This window comes from Pedobacter nutrimenti (assembly GCF_032678445.1).
Lineage (GTDB): Bacteria > Bacteroidota > Bacteroidia > Sphingobacteriales > Sphingobacteriaceae > Pedobacter > Pedobacter nutrimenti_A.
Genome location: NZ_JAVTSQ010000003.1, coordinates 439,347 through 452,958 on the forward strand (window position 1 = coordinate 439,347; position 13,612 = coordinate 452,958).

At 41.0% G+C, this 13,612-nt stretch carries 14 protein-coding genes; 3 read left to right on the forward strand and 11 right to left on the reverse strand.

Annotated elements, in window-relative coordinates; translation table 11 throughout:
• Positions 1–31: 31 nt before the first annotated feature.
• The 7 genes from R2S08_RS07080 to R2S08_RS07110 form a co-directional block, all read right to left on the reverse strand.
• Positions 32–589, reverse strand: a complete 558-nt coding sequence (locus tag R2S08_RS07080; protein ID WP_316834499.1) for a papain-like cysteine protease family protein — start codon at positions 587–589, stop codon at positions 32–34.
• 8 nt (positions 590–597) lie between these two features.
• Positions 598–1,941 (reverse strand): hypothetical protein, encoded by a 1,344-nt coding sequence (locus R2S08_RS07085; RefSeq protein ID WP_316834500.1) that lies wholly within the window; start codon positions 1,939–1,941, stop codon positions 598–600.
• Positions 1,942–1,947: 6 nt separating this feature from the next.
• Positions 1,948–3,426 carry a C1 family peptidase gene (locus R2S08_RS07090; RefSeq protein ID WP_316834501.1) on the reverse strand — a complete coding sequence of 493 codons (1,479 nt, stop codon included), beginning with the start codon at positions 3,424–3,426 and terminating at the stop codon, positions 1,948–1,950.
• A 247-nt stretch (positions 3,427–3,673) separates the two neighbouring features.
• Positions 3,674–5,791 (reverse strand): hypothetical protein, encoded by a 2,118-nt coding sequence (locus R2S08_RS07095; RefSeq protein ID WP_316834502.1) that lies wholly within the window; start codon positions 5,789–5,791, stop codon positions 3,674–3,676.
• A 139-nt stretch (positions 5,792–5,930) separates the two neighbouring features.
• On the reverse strand, positions 5,931–6,569 hold the full coding sequence (locus R2S08_RS07100) for a class I SAM-dependent methyltransferase (protein ID WP_316834503.1): 639 nt from the start codon (positions 6,567–6,569) through the stop codon (positions 5,931–5,933).
• 237 nt (positions 6,570–6,806) lie between these two features.
• Positions 6,807–7,178 carry a DUF1801 domain-containing protein gene (locus tag R2S08_RS07105; protein ID WP_316834504.1) on the reverse strand — a complete coding sequence of 124 codons (372 nt, stop codon included), beginning with the start codon at positions 7,176–7,178 and terminating at the stop codon, positions 6,807–6,809.
• A 30-nt stretch (positions 7,179–7,208) separates the two neighbouring features.
• Positions 7,209–7,691, reverse strand: coding sequence for a hypothetical protein (locus tag R2S08_RS07110; protein WP_316834505.1), 483 nt, complete (start codon positions 7,689–7,691; stop codon positions 7,209–7,211).
• A gap of 82 nt (positions 7,692–7,773) precedes the next feature.
• Here R2S08_RS07110 and R2S08_RS07115 point away from each other — a divergent pair, with 82 nt between their 5' ends.
• A complete protein-coding gene (locus tag R2S08_RS07115) occupies positions 7,774–8,883 on the forward strand; it encodes a DUF4375 domain-containing protein (RefSeq protein ID WP_316834506.1) in 1,110 nt (369 codons plus the stop codon).
• 6 nt (positions 8,884–8,889) lie between these two features.
• Here R2S08_RS07115 and R2S08_RS07120 read toward each other — a convergent pair whose 3' ends face one another.
• Together R2S08_RS07120 and R2S08_RS07125 are read right to left on the reverse strand one after the other, a co-directional pair.
• Positions 8,890–9,417, reverse strand: a complete 528-nt coding sequence (locus R2S08_RS07120) for a hypothetical protein (RefSeq protein ID WP_316834507.1) — start codon at positions 9,415–9,417, stop codon at positions 8,890–8,892.
• Between the two features lie 16 nt (positions 9,418–9,433).
• On the reverse strand, positions 9,434–10,210 hold the full coding sequence (locus R2S08_RS07125; RefSeq protein WP_316834508.1) for a M15 family metallopeptidase: 777 nt from the start codon (positions 10,208–10,210) through the stop codon (positions 9,434–9,436).
• A 134-nt stretch (positions 10,211–10,344) separates the two neighbouring features.
• Between R2S08_RS07125 and R2S08_RS07130 the strand changes: the two genes are divergently transcribed.
• A complete protein-coding gene (locus R2S08_RS07130; RefSeq protein ID WP_316834509.1) occupies positions 10,345–11,034 on the forward strand; it encodes a hypothetical protein in 690 nt (229 codons plus the stop codon).
• A gap of 5 nt (positions 11,035–11,039) precedes the next feature.
• On the opposite strand, the gene R2S08_RS07135 is transcribed toward R2S08_RS07130, so the two are convergent.
• Together R2S08_RS07135 and R2S08_RS07140 are read right to left on the reverse strand one after the other, a co-directional pair.
• Positions 11,040–11,768, reverse strand: a complete 729-nt coding sequence (locus R2S08_RS07135) for a nucleotidyl transferase AbiEii/AbiGii toxin family protein (RefSeq protein ID WP_316834510.1) — start codon at positions 11,766–11,768, stop codon at positions 11,040–11,042.
• 40 nt (positions 11,769–11,808) lie between these two features.
• Positions 11,809–12,834, reverse strand: coding sequence for a type IV toxin-antitoxin system AbiEi family antitoxin (locus R2S08_RS07140; protein WP_316834511.1), 1,026 nt, complete (start codon positions 12,832–12,834; stop codon positions 11,809–11,811).
• A 253-nt stretch (positions 12,835–13,087) separates the two neighbouring features.
• On the opposite strand from R2S08_RS07140, the gene R2S08_RS07145 reads away from it, so the two are divergent.
• Positions 13,088–13,534, forward strand: a complete 447-nt coding sequence (locus R2S08_RS07145) for a GNAT family N-acetyltransferase (protein ID WP_316834512.1) — start codon at positions 13,088–13,090, stop codon at positions 13,532–13,534.
• The last annotated feature ends 78 nt before the right edge of the window (positions 13,535–13,612 follow it).

Sequence of the window (13,612 nt, forward strand, 5' to 3'; positions counted from 1 at the left end):
TACTGTGGGTGGCTTTTGTATTAAAAAATAGTTAATCCACCACAATAGCAGCTCTCCATATCTGAAGAAGGTTATCAAATGCTATTGGCTGCGTATAAATCGCCATCGGATCATTCACATAAAAAACAGCTTTGGGACCTAAAGGTGTATTTATCCAGGCCATTCCTCTTAAAACAATAAAGTGGCCTATGGTAGGCGAAGTTTGCAGATAGAGAATAATGGCTTTACCTTGTTGCAAGGCATTGAAAATGACATTCGGATTTGCTGGGGGTGCTAAGGATGAAGGTTTACCGATATAAGCCGCAATCAAAGATTGAACATTTTGAAAATCTCCGGGAACATTGCATTGTTGTGGATTCATGCAGCAATACTGGGCATTTGCATTTTTTGCTACAGCCACCAGCTCACACTGGTTTGGTGCGGCTCTCATTTTCCAGAAAATCACTTGCTGTGCTGCCGCAGCCCAACACCACATAGATTGTTCCTGCCGGATATTTTGTATGCCAAGATCTATAGCTGTACCCTGAGCTTTTGTATGTAGCCCATACAAATTAAGGAGAAGAATAAACAGGAGGAGTTTTGATTTCATAACGTTGGTTATCTACTAAGTGTAAAATATATGCTGTTATTGCAGGTTACATTGTCTATTGCGTAGCCCTGATGAAGCAAGTCGTTTAAACTTGAAACATCGCTCCCATTAAAACTTCTGACCGACCAGCTGGTTGCACCTGGTTTTCTGGCCATGAAACTAAACCAGACAGGGCCTATATCCTTTAATAAATACATGTAGTTATAGCCATTGGCATCTTGCTGTTGATACCATGTCCTCAGATCATTGAAGGTATTCCGGAAAGCAAAGCTATAGGAACTAACAGAATATTGCTTTGAAAATAGGACTAAATAGGTTGAGGAACTATTTTGAATGATATTTTGAACCAAATAACTCTTATTGCAGTAGTCAGAAATTTCATTGACAATGTTATTTATATTGAATGTTCGAATTTGTTGATCAAAAGAAACATTGTCCTTTATCATCACCACAAACCATTTTTGATTCATTTTCTCTATAAATTTGATATGATAACCCTGATTAAAATAACTTTGGATATCGGCAGTTGGATATTCATCGTAATTCCACCGGACCATAAAGCCTGATGCATTAGGCACAGTATCCCAATAGATCCAGTATTTGTTGTTATAATACATAATGGAGCATGGAATCTTATGGCTTTCTTTGTTGTAGGCCTGGATATCATACCAGTCCAGTTCTCCTGCATACTCAAACAGCCCTACAGTTCCAAAATCTGGTAAATGGTTTTTAAATTTCTGAGTGATTACCGGAGCAGGTAGAACTTCGAAACCTCTTTCTACAGCTGCAAGTCTCTTTTCTAGTGTTGGATGATCGGAATAGGTATCATCTTGCGGGTGCTTAAGGGCATATAAGGCGATTTTACAATCTTCTTTGGTTCCTCCCATTTTTTTAATCAGTGAGGCGGCATATTCATCGGCCTCCAGCTCCAGCTTTCTTTTATTTTCATTGGTAGCTATAGCAGTGGCATTGAAGTGGTTTTTCTTAATGTGTGCAAACTCATGTGCTACGATAAAGACATGTGAGAAATAGCTGTTTGTTAAATCGTTTAGCTTCTCTTCATTAACCAGGATATAGTAATGATTTTCTGACCTGTCCCAGTAAGCCATTGCTGAGTTTTTGAGCTGATTGCATTTCATCACTTCTATATGTTCTCCGGAAAGTCCGAGGCTGCTGTAGATCTTACTCAGGTCTTCTTTAACAATTGTGGCATCAATGGCGAATTGTTTAGTGCTTGCCATTAAACAAATGTCTTTGACATTTTCTTCTTCGTCTGCTGGCAATGCCACTATCTGAGCCCGCAGCATAAATGGAAAAAGAAGAAAAAGAGATAACTGAATAATTGTTTTCATTTCCACTTAGGTTTGTTGTAGGTTAATGTATAGTAGAACAGGCTTTTGTGTATCTGGAATATTGACCTCTACTTGGTTGGTGTTGAAATTTTGCGAAGCCACATCTGGCTGGGCATCAAAAGAACTTAACAGATATTGGTACATGCCCTGGCTATTGTAATGGGCCATTGCACTGAGAAATTTGGTTTCAAAATCGGGTATTGGTTGTTGAGACAGCAGAATTATAATGTGATCTGATTTCTGGTTAAATGCCAGTACAGACTTTTGGGGAATCACATAGCTTAAGTTGTTTTTGTAGATATAAGGGTTTTCATTCGTGTGGGGAAAGTGAACCTGTGCCTTTTTGTTGGCGTCGTAACTCATTACATAGGCATAGTAGTTATTAGGGAGATGAGAAAGGTTGATTTTAAACAACTGTCCGTTTGCCAGTGTGGCTTCATAGTATTTGCCGTTAAATTTTACTGGAAGATCATTGGCTTCTTGCTGAACTACGCCCTCTACCCTTTTAAAGGCTTGTAGTTTTACGTCAACCAAGGGTTTTACTATGTTAAGCGAGGCTGGGGTATTGTACATGACTCCTGCATAAACCACGTATTTCAAAAAATCGTTAAAACTTATTTTACAGAATCCGTTATCGGCCCAGTCATTTCCCCAGCTATTGAGCAATTCAAAATAGCCTTTGTCCAGATCGTACCCGACCACCACCATGGCGTGTGAAAAATTTCTATTTGGTGTTGCATATGGTGGCGGTACCCACCAGCCATTCTGGAAATACATTTTTTCAGAAAAAAAGGTAAGGTCTCCTGTTTTTTGTGGTAGGAATATGCTGATGAAAACAGGGTTATTGGATAGGATCTGATCTGCTACCCTTTTGATTCTGCTATCTCCCGAGAATGCATATTCAGGATCGAAAGTATTAAAAACTGTAGAGCTTGAAGTGATTCGGCTTGCTCTTGCTTTATTCCAAAGTTCGTCGGGGTAATTGCCATTGCAGGAAAAATCATTGACCTGGTTGTGTGGGATGTTACCGTACTTAGTCAAAAAATTAATAGCATCGGTGAAAGAAGATCCGCATGCGTTACAAATGTCTGTGGACTGACATCCATTCTGGATTTTGATGTGGTTGAATACAAACATGCTGGAAAAGGCAGATTCATCTATTTGCTGCTGGCTTTCTAAGTTGTTGTAGATTGCATTTTTGATGGTCAGAATACCGTAGCCAATTGCCCAGCCGGTACAGGATCCTATTTGCCCTTGGTTCAGTGGGCTTGGGCAAAACTTTTTCAGGCTGTAGGCGGGTTGGGCGTCGACAGCAAAGCCCTGGAACTCGGGCATTACTTTTATTTTCAGTAGGCTGTCGTTGACTATGCTTCCGTAGGTGCGTACTTGTGAAAAGGTTGCCTGGGTGCTTATTAAAAGGAACATGATCATCATGAAGGCAATTTGCCTGTTCCTGATATTGTTTTTAGGAGCGAGATGTTCCATCCTGGTGGGCGTAATTCTTTAACAGCAATATCGAGAAATCGCATCCGGGATAAAATAGCTAGTTCTAGCTATTTTATCCGTATCTATATACCATAATAAAATTAGTAAAACTCCATTATTTGATCACCTGTCGTTTCACTATGTTATACATGGTGCCTTCATGGGTAACTCCTCAAGCGCAGTAATGGTATGTTTTTTCATATAAAAATGTAAGTATTAAAAATCGGTCATCTCGAAATATCCAGAATCAGGGCGCTTTTTTAAAGCCCTCCCATTTAACTACCCAGGAACCATCTTTAGGCCAGCCGGGCTCAGGAATGTTTTTATCACCATCCCAACCCGCAGTCATCAATGCGATCGCATATAACAAGCCGCCGTTTGTGGGAAGGTAGGGGAATGGGTTACCTCCGCCAACAAAGCCATGCTTGTCAAATCCGAATTTCTTGGAAGGGTGTAAAAGCATGTCGACAGCCTGTTCGGGATGCCCAAGCCTGGCAGCAGACATGGCCATCATTGGAAAGTCCCATCCCCAGCCGGCATCATATTTCCACACCGCCTGGATTTTTTGATAGGTTTTTTCCATGATCTGCCGGTCTGCACCATTACCGGGCAGCACTCCAAATATTCCCGCTATGGCGGGATGTTCAAAATTGAATTTGGTCCACATGTGATCTATACCTTCCCATTGCTCGTAAAGACTGTCTTTTACAGGTATCGGCGCTAAATTTTTAAGCACTTTTTCCCATTCTGGCTTGGCCGGCAGCTTCAGCTTCTTTCTCCATTGCTGTGCAGTTTGCAGGCCGAACCGCCAGTAAGCCAGTTCGAAGGCGGGGTTCTGTGTACTCAGTGGCTCATTGTTTTCCGGAACTGTTTTTATGGGCGGGCCTAAAACATATTGTTTGCGGGCCGTATCCAAAAAGGCATAGGAGGCTAAAAAATCTGCTGTTTTTTCAACGATCTTATCCCATTTTTTTAGTGTTTGCAAACTAGGGTGTGCCCTATAATCAAGTTCAGCAAAAAAGATGGGGTGTGGCTGTTGCCAGATCAACCATGCATGGGTGACATCCGGCCATTCCCTGCCGTCTGGACCGGTGCATTTTGGCCACCTGGCTCCGGCATAGCCTTGCAATTTTGCCCGCTTAAGCGACGAGGCCAGGTTGTCTGAATAGACATGAAGGCTTTTATTCAATAGCGGCCACCGGTCCCAGAGCGCATAGTGGGCGGCGTGCCACCAATACATTTCATAATGAAAACGGCCATACCAGCTGTTGTTCACCAGGCCGGTTTCCTGCGGTGGAAAATTGCCTGCGGCGTTGATGGCCATCACATATTCGGAGAGTATGATCCGCCGTTCCAGTTCAAACCAGCGGGGATCTTTACTTTGAGACAGATCTATGGCTGCACCGCTTTTCCAGAATGCCGGCCAGTGCTGAGCGCTTTTGGCTTTGATTTCCGCAAACGAGGGTAAGTTATAGCCAGTTTTATCCGGAGAAAAAGCAAAGACATATTCTACGCTCCTGTTTTCTTTACCGGGATAAAATGAATATCTGTGTTCGCTTTGTTTTTTCATGCTTCCACTCCCCGACCACTTACAGGCGACCTGATAAGTTGTGCTGTCCAGGTGCCGGTCAAAGACGACCGAGTTGAGGTTTTTTAACCTGATGCTGGTTTGATGCAACAGGGGCTTTTTATAATCTGAGCCGTTACTGAAATATTTTAAACTTGCATAAGGAAAGTCCAGGAAGAGCCCTAACCTGCCTTTGGGTATTAAATCAGATTCTATTTTGAAACTTAAAATATCCTTAACCGGATCACAGATGGTGGTCACCTTCACTTTTTGCCCTTCTACTGTGAAATTGCTTTCAGCGATACCGGTCCAGAGGTCCAGGTATTGAACCGGATGTTGCAGGTCATCTGGCTGCGCCGTACTTCCATCCTCCTTGTTTAGGATCAGGCCGATCCTTCCCAGGTTAAACCGGTGTGGGTTGCTGGAGAGCCATTCCGTCAGTTCAGCCTGGTCGGGATCTGGCAGGTCATAGCCCACCATCCGGCCGTGCGTCTCAACAAGTGTTTGTTTGAAGTCTGAGGGCTTCATGCCTTTTGGCGGTGGCGTGCTGTGCCAGCTCCACTGTGACATCGTGGTCAGTTCGTCATTAAAGGTTTGCATGCCGGTGATATCAAACCCGTAGGCAAAATTACCATTCCCAACCTGCGTTGGGCCAGGTTCACTGACATCGCTAAGCCGGAGGTTGTGGCGACTGACCAGGGCCTTACGGTCAATTGTACCGGACTTTTGTTCCTGTCCGAAGACTTGAATAGCCAGAAAGCCGATCCATAGGGTACTCAAAAAAAACTTTATCCTCATATAAAAAGTACTTTAAACATGTATCAATAACCTTTATTTTGCACGATCGAGCCCTGGCTTTCCAGGTATCTGCTTCTGAGAGCTTATCCAAGGGCTTCAATTCGAGCTTATTGCATGATGCGCTTAACAGCCATGAAAACTAGTTTTTCTCTGCCCAGATATAGCCTCGCGTGGTCGGGAATGACATGTTTTCATTCGGACGTCTCTCTATGGCATCGATGACTTTAAAACCTGTTTTATGAAGTAATTCTATAATGTCGTCTGTTTTAAAGAAATATAGATCAATGTCGATTTCTTTGCCGTGTGCTGTATCAAAATGAACGATTTCTTTGCCTACGTGATAGGAGAATAAAAAATCTCCGCCTGTTTTCAATACCCGGTTTATTTCGCCGAAACACTTCTGTACTTGTTCGATAGGAAAATGAACTATGGAATAGAATGCCACTGCGCTTCCAAAATGTTCTGGCGAATAGTTGATGTTCAGCAAGTCTCCGGTTTCAAAGTTAACTTCAGGTGAAAGTTTCCGGGCTTCGTTGACCATTTCTGGTGAAAGGTCGATGCCAACGATGTCTTTTAAGCCGTTGTCGTACAAAAACTTTGTTGATCGTCCTGGCCCGCAGCCAAAGTCGGCACATGGCCCCTTGTCTTTGTTTGAAGCGGCAAATTCCTTCATCAGCAATAGGTCAATAGGTTTTCTTGAAGGTTCTTCCCCGGTTTTAGCCGCGTGGTCTTCGGCCACTTTGTTGTAACAGTCTAGTACTTTTTGCTTTGAATTCATTTTATTCTTGTTTTTTCAACACCAGGCGAGTTTGGGTTTTGTATGGATTTGCGTAGACAACTCCATGAATTTAAATATTTTAGATGTTCTTTGCAACCTAAATGCTTTGTTTGCATTCGTTGGTGAACCTTATAGACGAATGATTCTGGTCTTTTCGCTGGTTAATTATTATATCGTAAGAGCTTTACTTGGCAAGCCTAAACTGAGCAAGGTCTTGTGATGTGCCTTTTTGGTTGTCTATTTTTCTTTAATTTTTATCGTTCCGGTCTTATACAGGGAGAGTGCTTTTTGTACAATGATTTTTATGGTTTGTAAGGGTAAATCTTCGTTTTGGTCAAACAACATAATTTTCATTCTGCTTCGGCCTTCTTGAATTAAAAAGGGTTCGTCAAACCGTTTTCCTTCTACAATTCCAATGTATGGTTGTTTGTATTTTTTGTGCATCCACAAATAGCAAAACATTTTTCCTTTGTAGCAGAAAAATGGCATTCCGTATTTCAAAACATCTGTAATGTCTTTGTCTTGTTGCAGGATAATTTCTCTCAATGCAAGTAGTGTCCCTCTTATAGGTTCGTCTTGTTGCAGGTAAAAGTTATCTAATTCTCTCATTGTTTCCAGCATATAGTTTATATCCAGACATTATCCTTTATCAAATTGATACTCATTTCCCGAACCTTTAGTACATTCAATGAAGATCTTTTCAGGAATACCTCGCGTTAAATCAATAAAGAGGGAAGATCTGTAATTACATTCTTTTGTATTCTTGAATCTTAGCTTTCCTTTTTCCATCTTAAAAGGCAGGTCATCAGCCATATTGATTTTATAGTTACCAAGATATCGGTTTTGATGATCAAAAATCAGAATTCTATTGGTTGCTCGTTTAGACAATCCCCATAACCATACAGAAGTAAGAATTTTATAGGTTTGCCCATTGGTAGTTTGACACTTTCCAAGATATGTTAAATGGGTTTCACCTCGATTCTCTGGTGTCCACGTACCAAAAATGTACTCATGCCCTATCGCTGCCTTCTTAAGCACCTGGAGTTGTTCCTTTTCCTGAGCTTGGATTTTTAAATTGGCAAGACCTACAATGCAAAAGAGTGTGAATAGGATGTTCTTCATGTCTCCGATTATCATTATCTTAAGATCTTCAATATATATAAATGAAAACAATAATCAGAAACATTATTTCCAGTAAAACCAAATGGTGGCATTAGAAAACTTATATATGCGTCTTCTCCTATTGATCACATTATTATTGTTTGCAGGCAGAACCACAGGACAAACTGCAGGTTTTAAAGAACCGACACCGAAGGAAGAATTCATTATTGAGCTCGCAAATGAGTGTTTCAATACCAATACATACAGTCCATCCAAGCGGTTAGCGATTTATCCGTTCAACAAGGCCAGGAGCATTAAACTAATTTCTTTTAAAGAGGACGAGTTCATTCCAGTTCAAAAGAAAATTGTTGATTATTCAAAAGTGCTGGAAAGTCATGTCCTTGGTGCTGACGAAACTAATGAATTGACCAAGATTTTATATAATATGGGTTACAATCCTCATATCAAACCCATATTCCGCATAGAATCAAATTACAAATGCTATGAGCCTAGAAATGGTATTTTATTTCTGGACGCAGCAGGAAAAGCTTTTGAATTTATTGAAATATGTTTTGAGTGTCACCGTACTAAAGCTTCTTCTAACAAAGTCATTCAGGGCACCTTTTGTGGCCAAAAAATCAGCCTGATAAAGGATTTTTTCCACCGTGCGGGCATTCAATACGGAACCTCTTCAAGGTATGGTAAAACAACGTATGCTGAAATACTAAAGTTAGATTCCGTTGAGATGCTTCAGGCGCTTCAGGAAAAATTAGAGGATAAGGTAATCAATGGCGACAATGTTGAACAACTCAATGCTATGGAAAAAAAGCTGATGATTCTTTTAAATTCAAGGGCATTATATCGTGCTGATATTCAAAATAGTGGCTTCGCTACTTTTTATTTTAAATATACCGGAGGTTTTTACCCTCAAACCGCAGCCTTACTTGCAGAAATTGGAGCAACAGAAACACTGGCTGCCTTTAAATCTTCCTTACAGCAATGGCCAGGAGGAATCGTTCCTTCCGACAGGCCAGCCAGACTAAAATTGCTTTTAAAAATTGCAGACAAGGCCGTACCAAAATGGAAAGATATAGAAAAGGGGCTTTACACTTATAAAATGGATACAAACGCACAGGTGTTAACCTGTAAGGAAGATCTGGATGGTTTGATATTGAAGTATATCATGGCACATAAAAACGATCTGCAAGATTAGCCATTCTTAATGACCACGAACGGTAACTGGCTGCTCTTCTGACGGAATATGCTTATATATTGCTCCACTAGCTAAATCCTTCAAATAGCTCACTTGCATGTTTTTGTCGTAGAAAATTTTTAAAGACAGGGTTCTCTCTCCCTTGAGTATGACAACGCCATTTGAAATTTGTGCATCGTAGTAACCAACCCTGGTGATCTTTTTAGGAATCTCGATTTCCGGAACAGCTTTGCCTGGCTTTGATTTTTTTAGTGTTAATGGCTCCAGGCTATAATCACCATTAATTTCGGTCTGCCCGTAAGTCAGCATAATCAATTCTTTAAAAACGGTATTGGGTTTAAGGGTGGTATCTGCATTCATTTTCCATTGGAATAAAATCGGTAATGCATACTGCTGCAGCGAAAGTGTATCCCTGGAAAATTCTACTATACTTGCTTTGGGTGGCGGAGGTGGAATGGGCCTTGCTTTTTTCTTTTGACTGTAGCTGCTGAAGTGAAGGCACACCAAAGCTAAAAAAATGATTAAGTTTTTCATGGTTGATTTTTGGTGACTATAACAGCTTTGCGATTTCAAAATGCATGCCATCAGGTCTGCGGAAATGGCCTCCCCAAAAGAATCCGAGTTCATTAGCGGCTGGAACAAGTTCGCGCACGCTTCCTGTATTGCCGACCAGTGCGGGCAGTGTATGGAATTTGTTCCATTTTTCATTGATGTCGAAGGCGGTGCCAAAGGCGTGGTTGCTGAGCACGGTTCTGCTATTTCTTTCGAAGCGCGGCTCGTAGGATCCCTCCCATGACTTAACCAGGTCAAGCATTCCGTCTCGCTCCCACCTCGCCCAAAGGGCAATAAGCTGATCTTTTGCTGCTTTATGGAATTGAACTTCTGGTCTTTTGAGTATTCCTTTTAGTTGCGGGATACTTACGGTGACGATATTCTGTGCCCAGTTATTGGTGATTTTGATGTGTTCGGGGTTACCTGGCTCTGGTTGGGAAATGTATTCCATTTTTCCGAACATTTGCTGCCGGATGGCATTGCTATTTATGGAGGGGAAATTGGGTTTTGGCGGCCAGTTGGCGCTTTCTTTTATATCGCGATCGTCCTGGACTTTATTGAAGCCTTTGAGCATGGCGGCTCCGTAGGTCTGATTTCCGACTATTCCATCTGCTTTAATGCCGCTGAGCTTTTGAAAGGCGACGGTGCCATCATAGGTATGCTGACCGAATATTCCATCGGCAAGGTCGGAATAGAGGTTTTGACCGGACAGAAAGAATTGCCAGTCTTTTACGGCTGCCCCCCTGCTGCCTCTTTGTATGAGTTTTAATGCCATGAGTGTATGCGTTAGTTTACTATTACAATATCGGGATTATTATTTTAAAGGGAACCAGGTTTATGAACTTCTTCGGGCATTATGTTCAATTTGCCCAAAAGCTATATATTTAGGAATAATTAACCAGAGTCAAGATGAAAGCCAAAATATTCTCCCGTGATCGATGTATAGGTACTACAAATCTGCATGTGGGTGATGAAAGTATGGGCGGGCTTTATGGTAATTTTTTACCAACGGAGGCTTATTACAAATACGTTCAGAAAGCGGTTTGGAAATTCTGGTCGGCTGGCAAGCCTGATTATGACCAATGGGAGGCTTTGAAGCTGAGTGTTCAGTTGGAAAATGGTTGTTTTCTTTTTGCTGCCGGCGGGTTTACTCTTCATGATTTAAAGGAGCGTTCTGATGAGGTGAAAAGAATCGATATCGCGGGCGTAGACAGGTATGTTTTGGAGGATTTCTTTCTGGAGAAAGAACCGAGATCTTTTCTGGAGGAGCCTTGGGAACCGGTTTCCATTGAGGAAAAACTGGCCTATGAAAAGGAGGTAAAAAAAGAGGTGGGTGTTTACAGATCGTTTTTCGGTTTTTATAGCCTCTGGCCAAATGAACATGTTTTAGTGGGTTTTGAGTTGTTGGCCTTGGGCTTTGATCAGAGAAGTCATGATGTGCTGTTTGTTACCAGGAAAGAGGGTGACAGCAGGGAATTTGCGGTGGTGCATTTGACCTGGAAGGGAGCTAAGGAAGTGAAGGGCTTTCCTCAGGTGGAGTTTTATAAGAGCTTTGAGGAGTTTAGGAGTAGCAGGATGTATCCGGATAAAGGAGATTGAGAGGATTAGGGGACGTCATCTATTCCAGCAGTAAGTGCCTCCGCCCAATCTTCTTGTCGTTTTTCCAAAACTGATTTGATCAGAATACGGAGATCTTCTGATTCTTTTAAAATTACCTGCATTTTTCTACCGATTACCCTCGCTGAAACCAATTGTAAATAATCGCTGTTTTCAACTGAATATATATTCATCACATCGAAATGCTCTTCGTAAATATTTTCTTCGCTGAGCTCAAAATAAACTGCAATGATATGTTCTATATCGGCGATGTCTTTGGTACGTGACGGACGGTCTCGGTAAGCAATAAGTTTTAGTATGACTATTCCTTCGACGGTACAAATTTTTACCGATAAGCCATCATCAAAGGATACTTCTTCCACAAAGGGATATATTTCTTTGAATCCCGGCATGTTTAACGTGAACATATTGGGAGGCTGGAGAAAGATAAAGCCATTTGCAGATTCAATTTTCCCGAAAGGTATAAGATCCACTTCCAATCCCTTTTTATAGTAGAGTTTGATATGTTCGGAGGGGTCTGCAGTAAAATTTCCTGATTCTATTAAGGCATCCTTAATTTGATTGAACTGGCCTGCATCGTTAAGCATAATTGCCAGGTCAATATCATTTGTTTTCCTTAAAGCAGCAGTTTCCTCTTTTGCAGAAAGATGGTAGTCGCGAGCAGCGGCCCCTACAACATAAAAATCTACTTCAAATCCTCCAAGGATCGCTTCCATGTCTTTTAGCATGGAAATAAATACAGGTTGATGTAATGGGTTATTTGTCAAGATATTTCACTTTAATTCGCTCAGCTGCTTCCTGACAGCGGCTGTCAAAGCTAGTGATTAATTCAGCATAAGCCAATAAGACTGGAACCGTTCTTACTATCAAATTTGGCTGATATGTATCTTCCCAAAATTGCTCCAGAATTTCAACCTTTCCGTTCTTATCGGGAACCAGCTTTAATTCCTTCATCAATTTTGATGTACTTACTTTAGTATAAATTGTAAATTTTTCGGGTGACAAATGGTTGGTCAATAATGCTCCGGCGTTTTCTGCTCCCCACAAGAAATCTCCCTGTTCTATGCTTTCCCAGTTACTGTAATGCTCTTGATTCATGAACCTATAGGTCCCTTTAAATAGTTTATGCCGAAGATTAGTTCTGAATAGTTCGGCCCATTTCTGAATCAATCGGTCTCGTTGTTCAAGGAATTTGCGAGGTTTTGTTGTCCCTGCACCACTTGCCTTCAGATAGCCCTCATTTTCGAGTTCATTAATTAGGGTGCCAATAGTTCCAAGTGCTATTCCTGAATAATGAGCAATTTTTCTATAAGGCTGATTGATAAGATCTGGAAATTGCAATATGGCAAACAGGAATTTCAGACCTGTCGGATTCCATAACTTACCTTCTGCTGGAAGTCTGACCTCAGTTACAGGCTGATCATTTATAAAGATGAATATCTCTTCTGTTTTGATGGAAGCGTTACCTGCCACTTCCAGATAGTTCACTTTCAATTCTTTGAGTTCCCGTTTAAGCGGCTTTGGAATGTATTGGCTGACAATAAGTGGTGCGTATCCCTTGACCAGGTCGAGTTGACGCAATATATGAGGGAGCTGAACGCTACGAAGTTCATGTTTTACTTCTACCTTAAATTTGCTCTTCTGCTTACCGCCGCCGATAGAGATTAATGCGTCAATCTGATGCCTCAGCTCAATTTCCTCAGTCTTTAATACTTCATAGTCAAGACCCGTTAATTCGTTTAACTTATCCAGAGCAGCATATAGTATTCCTTGTTCACTCATAATGTAGTGTTCATGATTCATGAACATTCAAAAATAATGAACAAATATTGCATTTGCAAGCAAATACTGTTATTTGTTCACAAACTATACTTGTTCATGAATCATGAACTATAAAAGAAACATTCCCCAAATTGATAACAAGGTGGGAGAAACTTAGTTTAATATTTCCCTATTTAATTGTGTCTAAAGTAGGAGAAATTTAGTTATCGCTTATTGTTCTAAGTTGTTTGTTAAAGTTTATAAATTCGTGAATATGGTTTTTAGAGTTGCGGAAATTTCGGATGTTAAACAGATGCAGGTGGTGAGACATCTGGTGAAAGAGAATACACTGAGCAATCCGGATCTTGTTCCTGATAAAGATGTAATATTTTACATTTCCGAAAAAGGAAAGGGATGGGTTTGTGAAGTAGAGGGCCAAGTGGCGGGTTTCTCCATTATTGACTTAAGGGAGAAGAGTGTTTGGGCATTGTTCGTAGATCCGGAGTTTGCGGAAAAAGGGATTGGAAAGGAACTGCATAGACTAATGATGGATTGGTATTTTGAACAAACCAAAGACAATGTTGAATTAGGCACAGCACCAAATACACGTGCAGAGCGGTTCTATCATCTTCAGGGTTGGACCAGAGTTGGCAACTATCCTAATGGTGAGGTTAAATTTGAATTGAGTTACCAGAGATGGGTTGAAAGGACCGGTCATTAACAGCGTAAGAAGTTATAATGGCAAAAATGTCTATGCATAAAAGAAATCACCGCTAATTTTCAATTAAATAATTCATTT